This window comes from Planotetraspora phitsanulokensis (assembly GCF_016863295.1).
Lineage (GTDB): Bacteria > Actinomycetota > Actinomycetes > Streptosporangiales > Streptosporangiaceae > Planotetraspora > Planotetraspora phitsanulokensis.
This window is the reverse complement of sequence record NZ_BOOP01000057.1, coordinates 18600-36320: the sequence shown is the minus strand read 5'-3', so window position 1 is coordinate 36320 and position 17721 is coordinate 18600. Positions and strand designations below refer to the sequence as shown.

General features: G+C 67.5%; 16 protein-coding genes. 13 read left to right on the top strand and 3 right to left on the bottom strand.

Annotation, left to right across the window (positions count from 1 at the left end):
- Window positions 1–23: 23 nt before the first annotated feature.
- The 6 genes from Pph01_RS41545 to Pph01_RS41520 all read left to right on the top strand — a co-directional run bounded on the left by Pph01_RS41545 (window position 24) and on the right by Pph01_RS41520 (window position 6852).
- A complete protein-coding gene (locus tag Pph01_RS41545) occupies window positions 24–410 on the top strand; it encodes a VOC family protein (protein ID WP_204078770.1) in 387 nt (128 codons plus the stop codon).
- 240 nt (window positions 411–650) lie between these two features.
- Window positions 651–1247 carry a DUF1707 SHOCT-like domain-containing protein gene (locus Pph01_RS41540; RefSeq protein WP_204078769.1) on the top strand — a complete coding sequence of 199 codons (597 nt, stop codon included), beginning with the start codon at window positions 651–653 and terminating at the stop codon, window positions 1245–1247.
- A gap of 126 nt (window positions 1248–1373) precedes the next feature.
- The gene (locus tag Pph01_RS41535) at window positions 1374–2162 is read left to right on the top strand and encodes a YwqG family protein (protein WP_204078768.1); all 789 of its coding nucleotides are present in this window, start codon (window positions 1374–1376) and stop codon (window positions 2160–2162) included.
- Between the two features lie 455 nt (window positions 2163–2617).
- Window positions 2618–3610: an SWIM zinc finger family protein gene (locus tag Pph01_RS41530; protein WP_239117405.1), complete on the top strand. Its 993-nt coding sequence runs from the start codon at window positions 2618–2620 to the stop codon at window positions 3608–3610.
- Window positions 3607–6405, top strand: a complete 2799-nt coding sequence (locus tag Pph01_RS41525; protein ID WP_204078767.1) for a DUF6493 family protein — start codon at window positions 3607–3609, stop codon at window positions 6403–6405. The genes Pph01_RS41530 and Pph01_RS41525 overlap by 4 nt, the downstream gene beginning before the upstream one ends.
- A 66-nt stretch (window positions 6406–6471) precedes the next feature.
- The gene (locus tag Pph01_RS41520) at window positions 6472–6852 is read left to right on the top strand and encodes a VOC family protein (RefSeq protein ID WP_204078766.1); all 381 of its coding nucleotides are present in this window, start codon (window positions 6472–6474) and stop codon (window positions 6850–6852) included.
- A gap of 90 nt (window positions 6853–6942) precedes the next feature.
- On the opposite strand, the gene Pph01_RS41515 is transcribed toward Pph01_RS41520, so the two are convergent.
- Window positions 6943–7875: an SDR family NAD(P)-dependent oxidoreductase gene (locus Pph01_RS41515; RefSeq protein ID WP_204078765.1), complete on the bottom strand. Its 933-nt coding sequence runs from the start codon at window positions 7873–7875 to the stop codon at window positions 6943–6945.
- Between the two features lie 82 nt (window positions 7876–7957).
- On the opposite strand from Pph01_RS41515, the gene Pph01_RS41510 reads away from it, so the two are divergent.
- The 3 genes from Pph01_RS41510 to Pph01_RS41500 all read left to right on the top strand — a co-directional run bounded on the left by Pph01_RS41510 (window position 7958) and on the right by Pph01_RS41500 (window position 10164).
- Window positions 7958–8557: a TetR/AcrR family transcriptional regulator gene (locus Pph01_RS41510; RefSeq protein WP_239117404.1), complete on the top strand. Its 600-nt coding sequence runs from the start codon at window positions 7958–7960 to the stop codon at window positions 8555–8557.
- Between the two features lie 194 nt (window positions 8558–8751).
- Complete coding sequence (locus Pph01_RS41505) at window positions 8752–9129, top strand: PPOX class F420-dependent oxidoreductase (RefSeq protein WP_204078764.1); 378 nt, start codon at window positions 8752–8754, stop codon at window positions 9127–9129.
- A gap of 129 nt (window positions 9130–9258) precedes the next feature.
- The gene (locus Pph01_RS41500; RefSeq protein WP_204078763.1) at window positions 9259–10164 is read left to right on the top strand and encodes a TIGR03564 family F420-dependent LLM class oxidoreductase; all 906 of its coding nucleotides are present in this window, start codon (window positions 9259–9261) and stop codon (window positions 10162–10164) included.
- A gap of 80 nt (window positions 10165–10244) precedes the next feature.
- On the opposite strand, the gene Pph01_RS41495 is transcribed toward Pph01_RS41500, so the two are convergent.
- Window positions 10245–10730, bottom strand: coding sequence for a pyridoxamine 5'-phosphate oxidase family protein (locus Pph01_RS41495; RefSeq protein ID WP_204078762.1), 486 nt, complete (start codon window positions 10728–10730; stop codon window positions 10245–10247).
- Between the two features lie 18 nt (window positions 10731–10748).
- Window positions 10749–12182 carry an MFS transporter gene (locus tag Pph01_RS41490; protein WP_204078761.1) on the bottom strand — a complete coding sequence of 478 codons (1434 nt, stop codon included), beginning with the start codon at window positions 12180–12182 and terminating at the stop codon, window positions 10749–10751.
- A gap of 99 nt (window positions 12183–12281) precedes the next feature.
- On the opposite strand from Pph01_RS41490, the gene Pph01_RS41485 reads away from it, so the two are divergent.
- The 4 genes from Pph01_RS41485 (at window position 12282) to Pph01_RS41470 (ending at window position 17545) form a co-directional block, all read left to right on the top strand.
- Window positions 12282–12776, top strand: coding sequence for a winged helix-turn-helix transcriptional regulator (locus tag Pph01_RS41485; RefSeq protein ID WP_204078760.1), 495 nt, complete (start codon window positions 12282–12284; stop codon window positions 12774–12776).
- A gap of 387 nt (window positions 12777–13163) precedes the next feature.
- Entirely contained in the window at window positions 13164–13673 is a 510-nt protein-coding gene (locus Pph01_RS41480) for an ATP-binding cassette domain-containing protein (protein ID WP_204078759.1), read from the top strand.
- 4 nt (window positions 13674–13677) lie between these two features.
- On the top strand, window positions 13678–16440 hold the full coding sequence (locus tag Pph01_RS41475) for a bifunctional YncE family protein/alkaline phosphatase family protein (RefSeq protein ID WP_204078758.1): 2763 nt from the start codon (window positions 13678–13680) through the stop codon (window positions 16438–16440).
- A gap of 208 nt (window positions 16441–16648) precedes the next feature.
- Complete coding sequence (locus Pph01_RS41470) at window positions 16649–17545, top strand: helix-turn-helix domain-containing GNAT family N-acetyltransferase (RefSeq protein ID WP_204078757.1); 897 nt, start codon at window positions 16649–16651, stop codon at window positions 17543–17545.
- Window positions 17546–17721: the final 176 nt, after the last annotated feature.

Below are 17721 nucleotides of genomic sequence, written 5' to 3'. Positions count from 1 at the left end.
GCAGTCGATAAAGGAGTTCATCGGTGCACGTAAAAGCGTTTGATCACCTGGTTCTCAACGTGCGGGATGTTGAGCGAGCACTGGAGTTCTACTCGGAAACACTCGGACTCGCGGAGGTGCGGGTTGCGGAGTGGCGGGCGGGTAAGGCGCCCTTCCCATCGGTACGGGTCAACGAATCCACCATCATCGACCTGGTCGACCGCCCGCGTGGCGAATCGAACGTGGACCACATCTGCCTTGTCGTGGATCCTGTGGACTGGCAGCACGTAATCGATTCCGGCGTCTTCACCGTGCTGGAGGGGCCGGTCCGCCGGTTCGGCGCGCGTGGCGACGCGCAGTCGCTATACGTTCAGGACCCCGACCGCAATACCGTCGAACTGCGCTGGTATCCCCAGGACACCGAGCGGTAAGTCGTACCGGGATCGGTCGGCCGCGTGATCCCCCGATCGACGCAGCCGTGCTGTCCACGACCGTGGCGGTCCGCAAAATCGCCTACGTATGTGTCTCCTTAGACCAATCAGTCATCGATTCCGCTGCGAGACGGGCGAATACGCAAGAAGGCAGGAGGGATCACCATTCCCGTCAAAACAGCATCACCACCATAGAATGTCGATGGCCCGGTGCCACCACGTCGCCGCCGAGGAGGCCGGATGCCGGCAGATCCGTCCAGCTCACCCGCGCTGCGCGCGTCCGACGCGGACCGCGACCGGGTCATCGAACTGCTGCGCGCCGCCGTCGCCGACGGCCGGCTCGACCCGGTCGAGTTCGACGAGCGGCTGGACGCGGCACTGGCCGCCCGCACCATCGACGCACTGGCCCCGCTCACCGCCGATCTGATCGCGGTGCCAGGCAGCGACGGCGCGCTCACGCTGCCGTTCGCCGGGACGCCGGCCGCCGAACTGCTCACGATCAAGGAGCGGCACGGCTCGGTGCGCCGCGACGGCCGGTGGACGCTGCCGCACCGGCTGGCGCTGCGCACCGCGTGGTGCGACGTGATGCTGGACCTGACCAGCGCGGTGCGCAGCGCACCCGAGCTGGTCATCGAGCTGCGGGTGACCGGCGGCAACGTGGAGCTGGTCCTCGCGCCGGGCATGGTGGTGGACGCCAACGAGCTGTCGGTACGGCACAGCAGCCTGGCGATCAGCAGGGACGCGGGCGACAACACGCCGGAGACGCTGCACGTCCGCCTGGTAGGCCGAATGCGGCACGGCCATCTCGACACCCGGTGGCAGGCGCCGCGCCGGTGACGCGGCAGGGCCCGGATACCGCGATCTCCGGGCCTGACATCTCGCGCGGTGCCCCTGGCCTGCTGGGCCGGCTACGGCTGACCTATACGCTGCGAGCGATCGACGACCAGCTGACCGGAAGGCACGATGACCCGCACCCCCAGACCGACGATCGAAGCGATACTTGCCGTACTTCCCGAACTCGCTCCCCATGCGCGCGACGCAGTCCTCCTCCATCCTGAGCGGGCAGAGCCGGACCGCCGGAACAGTTCCATCGGCGGACCACTGTTATGGCCGAGTGACGAACCGTGGCCCGAGTGCTCCTTGCCCGACGAGAAAAGCCCCGTCGGCGTGCCCGGCACGGCCATGGTGCCGGTCGCACAGATCTTCCGCCGCGACGCGCCGGGACCCTGGTGGCCCGCCGACATCGACCTCTTGCAGATCCTTTGGTGTCCCAATGAACACTGGGATCCTCCGGCCCGGCAGGCCGACGCCAGCCCTGTGCTTGAGCTGCGATGGCGCCGGGCCGCTGACGTGATCAGCCAATTGGCGACTCCACCGGCGCCCTCGCGGTATGAGGAGGACGGCTACCTGCCGCAGGCGTGCGCCATAACCGCTGAGCGCGTGACCGACCTCCCTTTCCGTGAGGAGCTGCCCGCAGAACTCCGTCCGCGGCTTGAGGAACTGGTCCGCGAGACCGGCGACGGCGGTGACGTCATCGCCCGCCTCGCCGGCTGGAAACTCGGCGGCTGGCCAACCTGGCACCTGACGCACCCCACAACCTTCGCCTGCGGTGACTGCGGCACGGCCATGACGCTCCTGTTCACCGTGGCCAGCGACGACGAGACAGGGGTTGTCGTCGGCCGGTGGGGAGACCTGCGCGTCTTCACCTGTCCCGCCGACCACCGTCACGCGTTCCAGGTAGACCTGCACTGACCTGCGGCTCATCGCCCACAGCTTGTGCTGGTCACTGGGCCTGCCTCGTTGAGCATGGATTGTCGTTAGGCATCGTTATGGTCCGAATCGTGCCATCGAATTCACAGTCGTATGCGTACGCGCGAGCGTCCGGCCTTTCGAGTACAGGCGGGCTTGATCTGCAGACCTCGGGTGGGACGAACAGTTGCGGGGAGTCGGCACATCCACGGTTCTTCACCGGGTACCTGGCTGAGGCCGAGACTGCGGCAGTGGCGTTGTTGGCCGTGGCGAATGTGGCCGGCACCCGCTATCACCAACCGCGCCCGACTTGGACGCGGGACCCTGTGGTCACCTGCGACGGGGAGCGGCTGCGGTTTGAGGCGTTCTCGGCCTGCTGTGGCGTCTATGCGCGTCTCGATGTTCTGAGCGAGGCTTTGGACGGTGAGCGGTTGGCTCGCGGGACGACGAATGTTGACGTGAACGATCCGCTTCGGCTTGCGCTCGCGCGGGTACGCGGTGCCGATCCGCTGCGCCTGGAGGTGGGCCCTGAGGCGCTGGCGGTGACGACCTTCGACGGGACCGTGGTCGAGCGGAAGGTGCCGCTCCCGTATCGATGGCTGCGCGGCTTCGCCGAGGTCCAGGCGATCTGCTCGGCATTCGATCCACGTGCGCAGCTTGCCGCCGTGGACGCGGCGCGGTTCCTGCGTACGCTGCCGAAAGCAGAGCGTGGGGTGTTGTGGGTACTTCCGTCGGCGCGGTCGCTGCGGGTCACGTCGCGGCCGGCGTCGGGTGCAGTCGGCCTTTCCGGCACGCATCGGCTCAAGGAACTGCTTCCGCTGCTGCGGTTCGGTGGACAACTGACCGTGTACGGCCCGGGTGGTGCGACCGGAACGCGGCCCGCCGCCTCGGCCTGGCAGCTGGACCTGCCTGGGATGCGACTGACCTTGGCTCTCTCGCCCGAGGTCGCGCGCGGGTTCTCCGGAGAAGGCGCGGTGCTCACGGCACTGGCCGAGGACACGGTGCTCGACGACGCCGAGACCGTGGGAGCGCTGCTCGACTTCCAGGGCCGGATCGATCTGGATGCCCTGGCCGAGACCTCAGGACTGTCCCGTGAGCGGGTCCGTGCGGCGCTGACCCAGCTCGGCACCGCTGGGCGGGTCGGCTACGACATCGCCGAGGCGGCGTTCTTCCACCGGGAGTTGCCCTATGACGCGCTACGTGCGATCAAGGACAACCCTCGCCTGGCCGCGGCCCGCTCGCTCGTCGACGTGGGCGCTGTGAACCGCACGGGGAACCTCTGCACTGTGCGGGCCGGCTCGTTCAGCTACCAGGTGCGCTTCGACGGTGACCGTGCTTCGTGCACCTGCCGATGGTGGGCCGAGTACGCCGGCGGACGTGGACCGTGCACGCACATTCTCGCCGCGGCGCTCGACCCTGCCACCCACCCTCAGGAGAACCGGACGATATGACAGCCCGCATCGAGTGGTCAGAACTTCGCGCGTTGATCGCGGCGCGGATACCGCAACCAGTGATTCAGCGTCTGGCCTCCGTTCCGCCCGCCGAACTGAAGCACCTCCGGCCGCAGCTCAAGGCCCTGCGCACGGAACTGCGCGGCGAACTGCGCTCGGGTGACATGGGCAGGTACGCGGCGGCCTACGATCAGCTCGCTCCGCTCTACCTTGCCGGAATCATGAGTTCTGGAAGCCCGGCAGAGGCTTTGAACTGGCTCACCAGCAACTGGTTGAAGGATGCGACCTGGTGCTTGGAGCGCGGGGGCTCCACGAATCCGAACCTCAGATCGGTGCTGCAACTCCTGCTCCCCGAGCATCGGGACAACGCCTGGCAGCAGGACTTGGCGGTTCGGCTGGCGAACTGGCTTCCCGATAGTGGTGATCCACACCTGTGGGAGGTGCTCGATGGGCTGGTCTTCTGGTCTGGCGCGGTGATACCGGCGACGGACGGTTACATCGTCGGGTGGGTCCGTCAGGGCGGGAATGTGCGTTACGACCGGCCCGGCCGTACGGATGTCCGCGAGTGGCTCGTGCAGCACGGATCGCGTCCATCGATTCCGCACCACACCACACTGCTCGACTGGTTGGGTGCGGAACCGCGACTGGCCGAGTTCGTTCCACGCCTGTTCGAGGTCGCCGACATCGGCACTGCGCTCGCCGACGAATACGCGGCGCGATTCGGTCCGGACAACGAATGGCCGAAAGCTCTGACGAAGCTGACCGATGAGGGTGTGCTGAACCGCGGTGAACTGCTCGACCTGTGTCTGGCCAAGCTGCTGCGCGGTGACCGGCCGGGAAACCTGCGCGGCTTCGTCATGCTCTATGAGGAACTCGCGCCGACGTTGGACGAGATCGCACCCCGGCTGAGCACATACATCGGTATCGCCGCCGGCGGCGCCGGCACCGTCGCGAAGATCGCCCAAGCGGCGCTGAGAGACCTCGACGATGCAGACCGCCTCGACACGGAGGTGCTGCTCGACATCGCGGTCGCGGTCCTCGCCCGGCCGGAGAAGAATCTCGCCACAACACAGCTGGCCTGGCTGGACGCCGCCGCCCGCCGTGACCCTGCGACAGCCGGCCAGGTCCTGCGTGCTGCGGCTACTGCGTTCACGCACCCCGGGAGCACCGTCCAGGAACGCGCGGTCCGTCTGGTCGTCAAGCATGCGAAGGCCGCCGACGCGGCACTCCTGGCCGAACTGCTGGAAGCAGCGAACAACCTCGACGCCGCATTCCGTGATGAAGCGCGGCGCGCTCTTGGCGCCGAGGAGACCTCGTCACACCCCGGCATTGAGATTCCACCTCTGCCCGACTACCAGCCGCGAGTCATGCCGCCGCCCATCGGGTCAGTCTGGGAACTGGCCGAGTTTTCCGTCCCCGCACTGGCAGATCGTCCCGTCGATCCGCTCGACGCGGAACGCATCCTGGAGGCAGTCGTGGTCGAATACGACCGCGATCCACAAGCTCTGGCTGAGGCGCTCAAACCCTTGGCGCTCCGCTATCCAGCCGAGCAACTTCAAGGATGGGAACAACGTGCCGTCCCCGGAGCGTTGCGCTGCCTCTTCGACGCGGTGCTGGGACGCGACCGACGAAGCGCCCTCGTGATGGATGAGCTGTACCGCGGACGCAACGGGTTTCCACCGGCTCCTCATTGGGCCACGCTCTACCGGACCCACGAACTCGTCGAGTATTTCGTCAGTGGCAGCGCACGCATACCGTGCTTGCTCGCCACACCTACAGGCGGCGACGGAAGCATCGACCCTGCCGTACTCGTTCAGCGGCTTGAGAGCTACGCCAAATTCGCTGCCGTGCCGCTTCCGTTGGATCTGGAACAGGCACTACTCCGACTGCCCGTCGAAGCCGCACGCGAGATTGTCAAGACTGACCCGGTCATAGCCGGTCGACCCGGTACAACATTCGTCGCCAATATCGGGGCTGGACGTCTCGAATTTCCGGTCTTCGAAGGCTTCGCCGTTCGGAACATCGGCGATGCCGAGCAATTCAGCGGCTCCCCGAATTTCGAGATGCCGGTGCCTCGGATAGCGCCCCACTTCAGTGCCGCATCCGAGCCCGGACAATCTCCGCTCTACACGGTGCTCACCACCACACCGGATCCATTCCACGTGCGGGCGTTCGCCGGCTACGCGGGCGGCTGGCAAGGGCCGGGTGAACCTGCGGCCTACTGGCCCTCGCTCCTGCCACATCACTCCGAAATCGTGGCAGCGCACGCGATCCCTGGGCTCTACCAGCAAGCCACCGACAGATCGCGAAGCATCAATCCAGTTCTGCCCCTTCTGGCGGAGACATCAGGCCGACCCGGACCGGTCGTCCACCTTGCTGTGGCTTACGGGCTGGCTGCCGGGCGGCCGGAGAACCGCGTAGCCGCGATAGACGCGATCTTCACCCTTGCTACGCGCACCCTGTTGGACACCAAGCAGCTCGGCGCTCTACTGGGAGACCTATGGATCGGTCAGATGATCAAATCGAACCGATTGCTCGCCTCGCTCAACGAGGCGGCGCGGGCAGGACTGCCGCGTGAAGTCCTCGGTGTAGTGGCTTCAACGCTCCCGGCTGTGGCGGCCCAGCCCAGTGCAAGGGGCCTGCCCGATCTGCTTGTGCTCGGCTCGGAGTGCGCCGCTGCGACTGGGAGCACCCTCAAGATCCCTGAGCTTGACGGGCTTGCTGAGCTCCGTAAGCCCGCTCGCGTGGCAGCCGAGGCAAGGCGGCTCCGACAGATTCTCAGTGGGGATGCCTAGGACTCGAGCCGAGGCAGCTCGCGGTTGCCGTCTACGTCGGGCTGACCGGAGCGAGACAATGACCGAATGCCGAGCCGACTCGCCGCCATCGCGATCGATGCCGTCGACCCTGACGTTGTAGCCGACTTCTGGTGTGCCGTACTCGGCTGGACCATCCTCGAGCGAGAACCCGGCGGCATCACCATCGGCGACAGCGAGCGGTCGTGGCCGATGATCGATGTCTTCGCCGTACCCGAGGGCAAGACAGTCAAGAACCGCCTGCACTTCGATCTGCGCGCTGACGGGCTGTCGTCGTCCGATGAGCTCGACCGCCTGCTGGCGCTGGGAGCGCGACAAGTAGACGTGGGACAGTCGTCCGATGTGAGCTGGGTGGTGCTGGCCGATCCGGAGGGCAACGAGTTCTGCCTACTGTCCCGGTCGGTCCAGCAGCTGGCCGAACCGGAGTAGGACACCGCACTCCGGATCGAGGTGTACCAGCGCGTGCTCGACGACCGGGCAGGTGCTGGATGACGAGGGGGTGCGCTCGACCTGCGTGTGTCACACCGGGAACGTCACCGCGGTCAGTTTCTCTGAGATCAGCCACAGCCGACGCTGGGCGGCCTCGTCGTAGGACTGTGCGCTCGACTTGACGATCTTCGGGTGCCCCTTGCTCTCCTGGAAGCCCGCGGGGCCGTAGTACTGGCCGCCTTGGACGGACGGGTCGGTCGCGGCGCGTAGCGGGGGTAGCGCCCCCATCTCGGCGGGCTGGATCAGCAATGGCCGAACCAGGGCGAACAGCGCGCGGAAGTACAGGGGCTGCAGCGAAACCGACGTTCTGGACCCTCCAGTGTCGGAGCCTCCGGGGTGCGCGGCGACGGCGATGGTCCCGCTCTTGCCCGCGAGCCTGCGCTGCAGTTCGTAGGTGAACATCAGGTTGGCCAGCTTTGAGTGCCCGTACGCGGCGACCCGGCTGTACTTCCTGGTCTTCCAGTTGAGGTCGTCGAAGTCGATCGGCCCGCCCTGCCGGTGCCCTGCACTGCTGACGGTGACGACGCGAGAGCCGGGGACATGCAGCATTCTGTCGAGCAGCAGCCCGGTGAGAGCGAAGTGGCCCAGGTGATTGGTGCCGAACTGCAGCTCCAAGCCGTCCACCGTGGTCGCTTGCGGGGCGTACATGAGTCCGGCGTTGTTGATCAACAGGTCGATGCGGTCACGGGTGAAGCGCAGTTCGTCTGCGGCCGCGCGGACCGACGCCAGCGAAGCGAGATCGAGGTGTTGCACCGTGACGTCGGCGTCTGGGGCGGCTGCCGTGATCTCGGCTGCCGCCCGCTTGCCCTTGTCCATGTCCCGTACGGCGAGGACCACCGACGCCCCGCGTGCGGCGAGCACCTTGGCGGTCTCGAAGCCGATGCCGGTGTTGCCTCCGGTGATCACGGCGACGCGGCCCCGCTGATCGGGCACGTCGGCGGTGGTCCACCGCTGTCGGGGCATGGTTCCTCCAGATATAATCGGGGCGCTCGTTCCGGTTAGGAACATACCGGAACGCGCGCCCCGGTTGTCAAGGAGACCCGTTGTGACTGAGAAATCCCGGCCGCTGCGCGCGGACGCCGCCCGTAACCGGGCCCGCGTGTTGCAGGTCGCCTACGAGACGTTCGCCGAGGAGGGTGCGGGCGTCCCGATCGACGAGATCGCCCGCCGCGCGGGAGTGGGCGCGGGCACGGTGTACCGGCATTTCCCCACCAAGGAATCGTTGTTCCAGGCAATCGTGGCCGACCGGTTGCGGCAGATCGTCGAGTGGACGCGCGCACAGGCGGCGGCCGACCCCGGAGAAGGGCTGTACGCGTTCCTCTTCCAGATGGCCGAGCAAGGCGCGACCGATCTGGGGCTCACTGAAGCTTTCGCAGGGAGCGGCTTCGATCTGGCGGCGGCTCTGCCCGACGCCGAGAAGGAGTTCACGGGAATGATGACCGAGATCCTCACCCAGGCCCAGCGTGCGGGGACCGTACGGCCCGACCTGGATGCGGCCGACATCAAGACTCTGATCGTCGGCCTGCAGGCGATGCGGCGCTTCCGCGGCGACAGCGAACTGATGCGCCGCGTCTACCCGGTGATCCGGGCCGGCCTGGCCGTACCGGACTCCGCCGAGACGTCAACGCGAGAACCCCGGACGTGACCACCGAGCAGCCAGGCTCTTGATAAGCGGGGCGCTCGTTCCGGTATATTCCTAACCGGAACGAGCGCCCCGAATCTACCTGGAGGAACCATGCCTCGACCGCCCCACACCGGAGCCGACGTGTCCAGGCGGCACGGCTGGACGATGCCGGAAGCCTGGAGAGGCGCGAGCTTCGCCATGGCGGCGAGGACGGCATGACCTGGCTGAACGAGATCATCCGCGGCCGGCACATCAGCCTGACCACCTTCCGCAAGAACGGCCGGGCCGTACCGACTCCGGTCGGGTTCGTCGTCGACGGCGACGAACTGTTCGTGTTGACGGCGCGAGACAGCGGCAAGGCCAAACGCATCCGCAACAACACGTCCGTCGTGGTCGCACCATGCGACGGCAGGGGCCGCATCGCGGAGGGCGCGCCGAGCGCGGCGGCCACGGCCCGGCTTCTGGACGAGACGCAGACGGCCCGCGTCCGGAGACTCATGTCGCGCAGGTATCCCGCGGCTCGGTTGGTGTTCTGGTGGAACCGGCTCCGCGGTGGCACTGACCCGTGGATCGGGATCGAGGTGACGCTGTGACCATCCGTCCGTGCACCGGACGCGAGGGAGCGTCGACTGCCGAAGCAGGTGCGGCGGCGCCACTGAAAGTTTCCGACCCCGGAACATCTGATCACTGTTCACGCCGCGCGAGCCTGAGGAGCTGACCGCATGGAAATCGGACTGTCGAGCTACGGTGCCGCGCCCATCCCGGAACTCCTGACGGAGATCGAGCGCGCAGCGGCGAACGGCTTCTCGCGTTTCTGGCTCGGTGAGCACGGCGGATGGGATCCGCTGACGGTGTTCGCCGCAGTGGGCGACCGCGCACCGGACATCGAGCTGGCCACGTCCGTCGTGGGGACCTACCCACGACATCCTCTCGCCCTGGCCGCCCAGGCGCTGACCGCACACGCCGCAACCGGTGGGCGGCTGACGCTCGGCATAGGTCCGAGCCACGCACCGGTCGTCGAAAGCAGGTACGGGCTGACCTGGCAGCCGCCCGTACAGCACACACGGGAAGTCCTGGACGTCCTCGGCCCGGTCCTGCGGGGTGAGGAGGTGGAGGTCCGCGGTCGATCGATCACTGCGGTCGGCGGCGTCGCCGCCCCTGGCGTGATCCCGCCATCCCTCCTGCTCGCCGCGAACGGGCCTCGCATGCTCGCCCTCGCCGGCGAACGGGCCGACGGCGCGCTCACGATGTGGACGACGCCCCGCTTCCTCGGCGAGATCGTGGTTCCCACCGTCACCACCGCCGCAGCGGGACGAGCGGCACCACGCATCGCCGTCGGGCTGCTTGCGTCCGTGACCTCGGACGTGGATGGAACACGCCGGCGCGTCAACACGGACTTCCGCCAAGCCGCGACACTGCCCACCTTCCACGCCTTGCTCGATCGGCAGGGCTCCACAGGACCGGACGACACTCTGGTCGCCGGCGACGAGGCCCACGTCGAAGAAACGGTAGGCCGCTTCGCCGACGCCGGGGCAACCGAGCTGATCATCTTCCCCGTCGGACTTCCAGAAGATCAGGACCGCACGATCGCCCTTTTCGCGGATCTCGCGAAAAGGCATCGCCGGTAGAGCCGGCCTTTCGAGCGAGGCCGGGGACACGATTCTCGGTCGCGCCTCCCCACAGGGATGTGGGGTGGTTCCGGTGCACGTCAGGCGGTGCCTTCGGCCTGCCAGATCCTGCTGTGCAGGTCGCTGCCCCGGATGACCTGGACGCGCCACGGGGTCAGTCGTAGCACGTGCAGCTCGGGATCTTCGGGGCTCTTCCAGAAGTTCCCCAGGTCGTAGCCGGCCCCGTGTGGGCTGCCTTTCCGGTAAAGAGCCCACACCCGGCGCTTGATCTCCGCGTCGTCGATCCATTCGGCCACGGTGTCGACGTTCACGGCGTTCTGGCGAGGCGTCCAGTAGGAGAAGGTGGCGTGCGGGTTCTTCGCGAGGTGCGCCGCCTTGACCGGAGTCCTGTAGGTGGCGAGCCAGCCGGCCGGGCGGCCGTCGACCACCTCCCAGATCGGGATCAGCACGCGCGCCCGTGGACGGCCCTTGGCGTCCACGGTGGTCATGGTGGCGTAGACGATGTCGCCGATGTAGGCGTTGAACTGCTCCTCGACGACGGTGAACGACGTCACCTTGGTGGCCATGCGATCCTCCGATCGTGGTCAGGCCGAGGCCCTGGCGGGCGCTGGGGCGGTGTCCGGAGTGCCGGTGCGGGCGCGGATGCCGAAGGCCGTGATCACCACGGCGACGACCGCGGCGGCTGCGGGCACGGTCAGGGCGGTTCGGACGGCGTCGAGCTCCGCTTGGGAGGTCGTGGCGTCGCCGAGCGTCGCGATGTTCACGGCGGTCACCGCTGACAGACCCAGCGCGGTGCCGAACTGCATCGCGGTGTAGAGAAGGCCGCCGGCCAGGCCGTGCTGGTGTTCGTCGATGCCTTCGGTGGCGGCCATGGTCAGCGGACCATAGGTCAGGGAGAACGCCAGGCCGAGCAGGACCATGGTCGGGAACATGGCGGCGTAGGCCCAGTCCAGCCCGATCGGCAGGAACAGCGCGTAGGCCACGACTGCCAGGACCAGCCCGCCGAACAGCACGCGGACGTTGCCGAACCTGCTCACCAGGCGCGGCGTCACAGTCGGGGCCAGGACGGTGTCAATGCCGATCACCAGCATGGCCAGGCCGGTTTGCAGGGTGCTCCAGCCGCGCAGTTCCTGGAGGTAGAGGGTCACCAGGAACTGGAAGCCGGCGAACGAGGCGAGAAACAGCAGCGCCCCCAGGTTGGCTCGGACGAGGGGGCCCGAGCGCAGGATCCCCAAGCTCACCAGGGGGTTGGCCGCCCGCCGTTCGATCATGATGAAGGCCGTCAGCAGTACCAGTCCCGCGAAGAAGGCCGCGATCGTGATCCAGGTGTCGTTCCTGGGGTCCTCCAGCCGGACCACTCCGTACACCAGCAGCACCATCGTGCCGGTGATGCTGAACGCCCCGGCCAGGTCGAAGCCGCCTCGCGAACGCTCCGGTGTGCCGGAATCCTTGAGGAGGGGGATCGCCGCCAGCAAGATCACCGCTGACAGCGCCACCGGGGCGAAGAATACCCACCTCCAGCCGATCGAGGTCAGCAGGCCGCCGGCGACAAGGCCGAGGCAGAACCCGCCCGAGGCTGTTCCGGCGTACACCCCAAGGGCCTTGGTGCGCTGCGGGCCCTCGGGGAAGTTGCCGGTGACCAGCGCCAGCCCGGCGGGCGCCATGAACGCGGCGGCGACGCCGGTGACGAATCGGGCGACCAGGAGCATCCAGCCTTCGGTGGCCAAGCCGCCCAGACCTGAGAAGATCAGGAAGACGGTCAGCCAGGTCAGGAACATGCGGCGGCGGCCCAGCAGATCGGCGGTGCGGCCGCCCAGCAGCATGAACCCGCCGTAGCCGAGCACGTAGGCGCTGACCACGCCGCTGAGCATCCCTGTGGACAAACCCAGATCTGCTCGGATCGCCGGCAATGCCACATTCAGCATCGCCACGTCGATCCCTTCCAGGAAGATCGCTCCGCCCAGTACGAACAGCACGCTCCAGGCGCGTACGTCCATGCGGTCGTTCGGTGGGGACATGGTCCATTCCTCTCGGGGAACGGGACCGACTCGCGGTTACTTACACGGCTGCCGGTTCCCTCTTGTAACTAGCAGCATGGTTGGTCACTATTGATGACCATGGAAGACGGCACTTCGAAGTCCGTCGGTTACTGCGGGGATACCGGCGGCGATTACGACGTTCTGCAATGGGACACCCGGGAGGACTGCGAGGTCCGGCAGATTCTCGATCGTGTCGCCGACAAGTGGTCGCTGCTGGTCATCGCTCTGCTCGATCGGCGCACCCTGCGCTTCACCGAACTACGCCGCATGATCGACGGGATCAGCCAGCGGATGCTCACCCGGACCCTGCGCCACCTGGAGCGCGACGGTCTGGTGGGCCGCACCGTGCATCCGACGGTGCCGCCGCGCGTGGACTACGAGCTCACCCCCATGGGCGCGACCTTGCATGAGACCATCCGCGCCCTGGTCACCTGGACCGAAGAGCACCAGAACCAGATCGCCGCCGCCCGCGCGGCCTACGACGTCCGCGTGGCGGCTGAACAGCAGGCGGCGGAGCGGGAAGCCGCCGAACGTAAGGCCGTCGCCCGAAACGTCCTGGCGGGTAGACGCTGACCACAAGCACTACGCCACCCGCTTTCCACCGGCTGACCACGCACGTTCCTGCCGGCGGGTCGGGTCGCACCCGCGAGCCGCGGCCGCTCGACCTGTCTCACGACGAGCGGCGTCTCGTCTGATCGTGGTGCACTCTGAGTCACCTCGCCCCGGCACCGAGTGAGAGTCAGGGGGCGAGCGCGTGGACCGGTGCGACCGCGCGATCCCCCGGCGCGAATGGTTATCGCCGGGTTAAGCGGCATTTCAGCGACTTGCGCCGTTATCGCCAAGTTAAGTGGCATATCGGCAGCTAAGTGACATTCGCCCAAAGTTCGACTGCGTGCCTCGCCAGCGCAAACCGCGATCTTTAGGTTCCCCTTGCTGCAGATCAAGCCAAGGGAGACCGACATGCACAGGACCCCCGCAGCTCGGGCTCGCGGGATCACCAGGTCCTTCGGTGATGTGGTCGCACTCGACGGCGTCGATCTCGACGTGGCGAGCGGGCAGATCCACGGCCTGGTCGGCCCGAACGGCGCCGGCAAGACGACGCTCCTCGGTCTGCTGCTGGGCCTGGCGGTCGCGGACAGCGGCAGCCTCGAGATCCTGGGCACGCCGGCCGGGCGGACGCTCACCGTCCCCGACGGCGTCGCGGGCTTCGTGGACAGGCCAGCGCTCCATCCCTCGCTCACCGCGCGGCAGAACCTCTCGGCCCTGGCCTCACTGCGCCGGTACGACGCCGGGGGGACCGCCATCTACCAGCTCGACGTCACCGCAGACGGGCGGTACGTCGCCGACGGAGACGGACCGAAGGAGGTGAACGGCTACTTCCAGGTGCGCGCCCCGATCGGGGATGCGCCCAACCCCCTGTGGCAGTTCGACGGGAACGTCGACCTGCTCACAAGCACGACGAAGGAATAGTTTCATGCAAGTCACGCGCCAGCGCGTCACCAAGGACCGTTTCGGACTCCGACCCACCGGCCGCCGTATTCACCTCCTCGCGGCCGCCACCGCCGCTCTGGTCGTCGCCGGCGGGGGCATCGCCTCCGCCTCCACCGGTGTGTTCGGCAACGACCAGGTCGCCCAGACCACCGACAAGGGCCTGGTCACGTCCGGCGACCAGTACATCAAGCCGATCGGTGAGCGCCTGGTCCTCAACGAGGGCAAGATCATGTCGTCCTCGGTGAGCCCGGACGGCACCCACCTGGCGGCTTCGATCACCGATGGTGGGATGGCGCTCGCCATCGTGGACCTGAAGACCTACACCCTGCAGCAGTACGTCGGCGACAACAAGGCGGCGAATCTGCGCATCACCGGTAACGACGTGGGCCAGGAAGGTCCCACGTACTCGCCCGACGGTAAGCAGCTGTGGCTGGGCCGGACCGACGGCTACACCGTGTTCACGGTGAACGCGGACGGCAGCCTCGCCAACCCGACGTCGATCATGATCCCGGCGGACGGGTCCAAGCACGCGCTGGTGGCCGCACCGGTGTTCTCGGCCGATGGCAAGACCGTGTACGCCGCCGTCAACGGCCAGAACCGCGTGGTCGCCATCGACGCGGCGACCGGGACCATCCAGCAGACCTGGGCCGTGGGCAACGCCCCGCGTGGCATGGTCAAGGTCGGCGACAAGCTCTACGTGAGCAACGAGGGCGGGCGTCCGGCCAAGCCCGGCGAGACCACGATCAACTCCTACGGCACCCAGGTTCCGGCCGACCCGAAGACCGGTGCCACCACCACCGGCACCGTCAGCGTCATCGACCTGGCGAAGCCGGCCGCCGCCCCGGCGAGCATCGACGTGGGTCTGCACCCGACCGCCGTGTACGCCAAGAACGGGGCGGTGTTCGTCACCAACACGGCCACCAACGAGGTGTCGGTCATCGACACCGCCAAGGACAAGGTCGTCCAGACCATCGCCACCCAGCCGTGGCCGGAGGCCGAGGTCGGCTACGAGCCCAACGCGGTGACGCTCACCGACGACGGTCACCTGCTGGTGACGCTCGGCCGCGCCAACGCGATCGCCGTCTACAAGTACACCAAGCCGCAGGAGCCGGTCAGCTACGTCGGCCTGCTCCCGACGGACTACTTCCCCTCCGAGATCACCACCGTCGGCAAGGACGTGCTGGTCTCCAACACGCGTGGTATCGACGCGCGCAGCCCCTCCAACTTCCCGCCGCCGGCCTGGTACCACGGCACCCACGACACGACCTCCAGCCTGCAGAAGTTCACGCTGCCGGACGACAAGACCATCAAGTCCTACACGGCCAAGGTCTTCGAGCAGAACGGCTGGACCAACAACTCGGTCAAGATCGCCAACGGCAAGGGCCACGCCAACAAGAAGCCGGTGCCGGTCCCCGTGCAGATCGGCGACCCCTCGACGATCAAGCACGTCTTCCTGATCGTCAAGGAGAACCGGAACTACGACGAGGTCTTCGGCGACATGCCGAAGGGCAACAACGACCCGAGACTGATCCAGTACGGCGAGAACGTGACGCCGAACCAGCACGCGCTGGCCACGCAGTTCGGGCTGTACGACAACGCCTACGACACCGGCACGAACTCCGCCGAGGGCCACAACTGGATCATGCAGGCCGACAACCCCGAGTACACCGAGTCCTCGGCCGGTGAGTACACACGCAGCTACGACACCGAGGACGACGCTCTGGGCCACCAGAAGACCGGCTTCATCTGGACCGGTGCGCAGGCGGCCGGCAACTCCGTCAAGGACTTCGGCGAGTTCCAGTCGTTCGAGCAGAAGCCGGAGGGCGCGACCTGGCAGAACCTGTACTGCGACGCCAAGGTCATGGACGCGACCGGGAAGCCCTCCGCCTACCCCATCAAGACGGGCTCGGCGATCCCGTCGCTCAACGAGGTGTCGGTGCCCGGCTTCCCGCAGTTCGACACCAGCGTCCCGGACGTTTACAAGTACGAGGTCTGGAAGCAGGACTTCGAAAAGAACGGCCCGGCGAACCTGAACATGTTCTGGCTGTCCAACGACCACACCGGCGGTCCGACGACCGGGCCCGCCCAGGTCGCCGACAACGACCTGGCCGTCGGCAAGATGGTCGACGAGATCTCGCACAGCAAGTACTGGAAGGACTCCGCGATCTTCGTGGTCGAGGACGACTCCCAGGGCTGGGTCGATCACGTCGACGGCCACCGTGCTCCGATCCAGATCATCAGCCCCTGGGCCCAGCACGGCACCGTGGACAGCCACTACTACACGCAGATCACCATGGTTCGCACCATCGAGCAGATGCTCGGGATCCACCCGATGAACCAGCTGGACAGCGCCGCCACTCCGATGGCTACGGCGTTCACCGACACGCCCGACTACACGCCGTTCACCGCTGTGCCCAACCGGACCTCGCTGACCCTGGGTCTGTCCACCCCGCCGTCCTGTGGCCTGGACACCCCGGCTCCGCAGAACCCGGCCGCCGCACCCGCGCCGACGACGGCGAAGGCGCCGGCGGCCGAGCAGCAGGTGGCGGCGCAGTGGCAGACCTGGAAGTCGAAGCAGTTGTTCACCGGGCCCAGCGCCAAGGCCGACTCCGCTCCCCCGGAGCAGATGAAGCGCTTCGCGTGGTACGAGGCGCACGGGTGGACCAAGCCCTTCCCGGGTGACGCCAAGATCTACGCCCCGAACGACGTTCCGGGCGCCTACATCCCGTCGTCGGACAACGACTGACGTAGGCGGATCACATAGGAGGGCCCCTGGCCGGCGTCACAGCCGGCCCGGGGCCTCTTCTGTCCCCTGTGTGGCGAATACAGGATTCAGACCATCGATGTCCGCCCCGAACGGAGCACTGCTCACCCGAGTGCGAACGCCCGGTCAGCTGTCGGTGGCATGAGAGCACGATTGCGGCAGTGCCATATACCTGACTAAAGTCAGATATATGGACTCGGAACTCATCGCCGCAGCGCGGCGGTTCAACCGGACGGTCACACAGCGGGTCGGGGCGCTCGACGACGAGTACATGGCCCGCGGACGACCCCTCGCGCAGGCACGTCTGCTGTGGGAAATCGGCCCCGGCGGCGCCGAGGTCGCCGCGCTACGGGCCCGGCTCGGGCTGGACTCGGGGTACCTGAGTCGGCTCCTGCGCACCCTCGAGAGTGACGGGCTCGTCACCGTCGCGCCGGCCGACCAGGTCGGCGGCGACGCACGGGTACGGGCCGCCGTGCTCACCGACGCGGGCCGGGCCGAGTGGGCCGAGCTCGACAAGCGTTCCGACGAGCTCGCCTGGTCGATCCTCGAGCCGCTCAGCGAGCAACGCCGCGAACGGCTCGTCGCGGCGATGGCCGAGGTCGAGCGGCTGCTCATCGCGTCGATGGTGGTCATCGAGCCGTGCCCCCCGGGCGACCCGCGGGCCCGGGCGTGCGTGCGGGCCTACGCCCGGGACATCGCGCGACGCTTCGACGACGGGTTCGACCCGGCACTGAGCAACCCGGTCCACGACGAGGAACTCGTCCCACCCGCCGGCGTGTTCCTGCTCGCCACCCTCAACGCCGAGCCCGTCGGCTGCGGCGCGGTGAAGCTCCACCGCGACGCACCCGCCGAGATCAAGCGCGTCTGGGTGGCGGACTCCGTCCGCGGGCTCGGGATCGGGCGGCGGATGCTGGACGAACTGGAACGATACGCCGCCGAGCGTGGCTGGGGCGCCATTCGGCTGGACACCAATGGCAACCTCACCGAGGCGATCGCGATGTACCGCTCGGCCGGCTACCGCGAGATCGAGCCGTACAACACCGAGTACTACGCCCACCACTGGTTCGAGAAGCACCTCGCACCGTGACGACGCACCTGGCGGTGCGGACGGTGGTCGGCATGTGCTCTCGTGTCTACCGCCGTCACAAAGCGCCTGCTCAGCGAATCCGCGGAGCTCCCGGCAACCGGTGAAACCCTGTCGAGGGTGCCGTGAAACCGGCGCCGCGGAGAGTGAAGCCATGAACATCACAGAACTCGGACGTA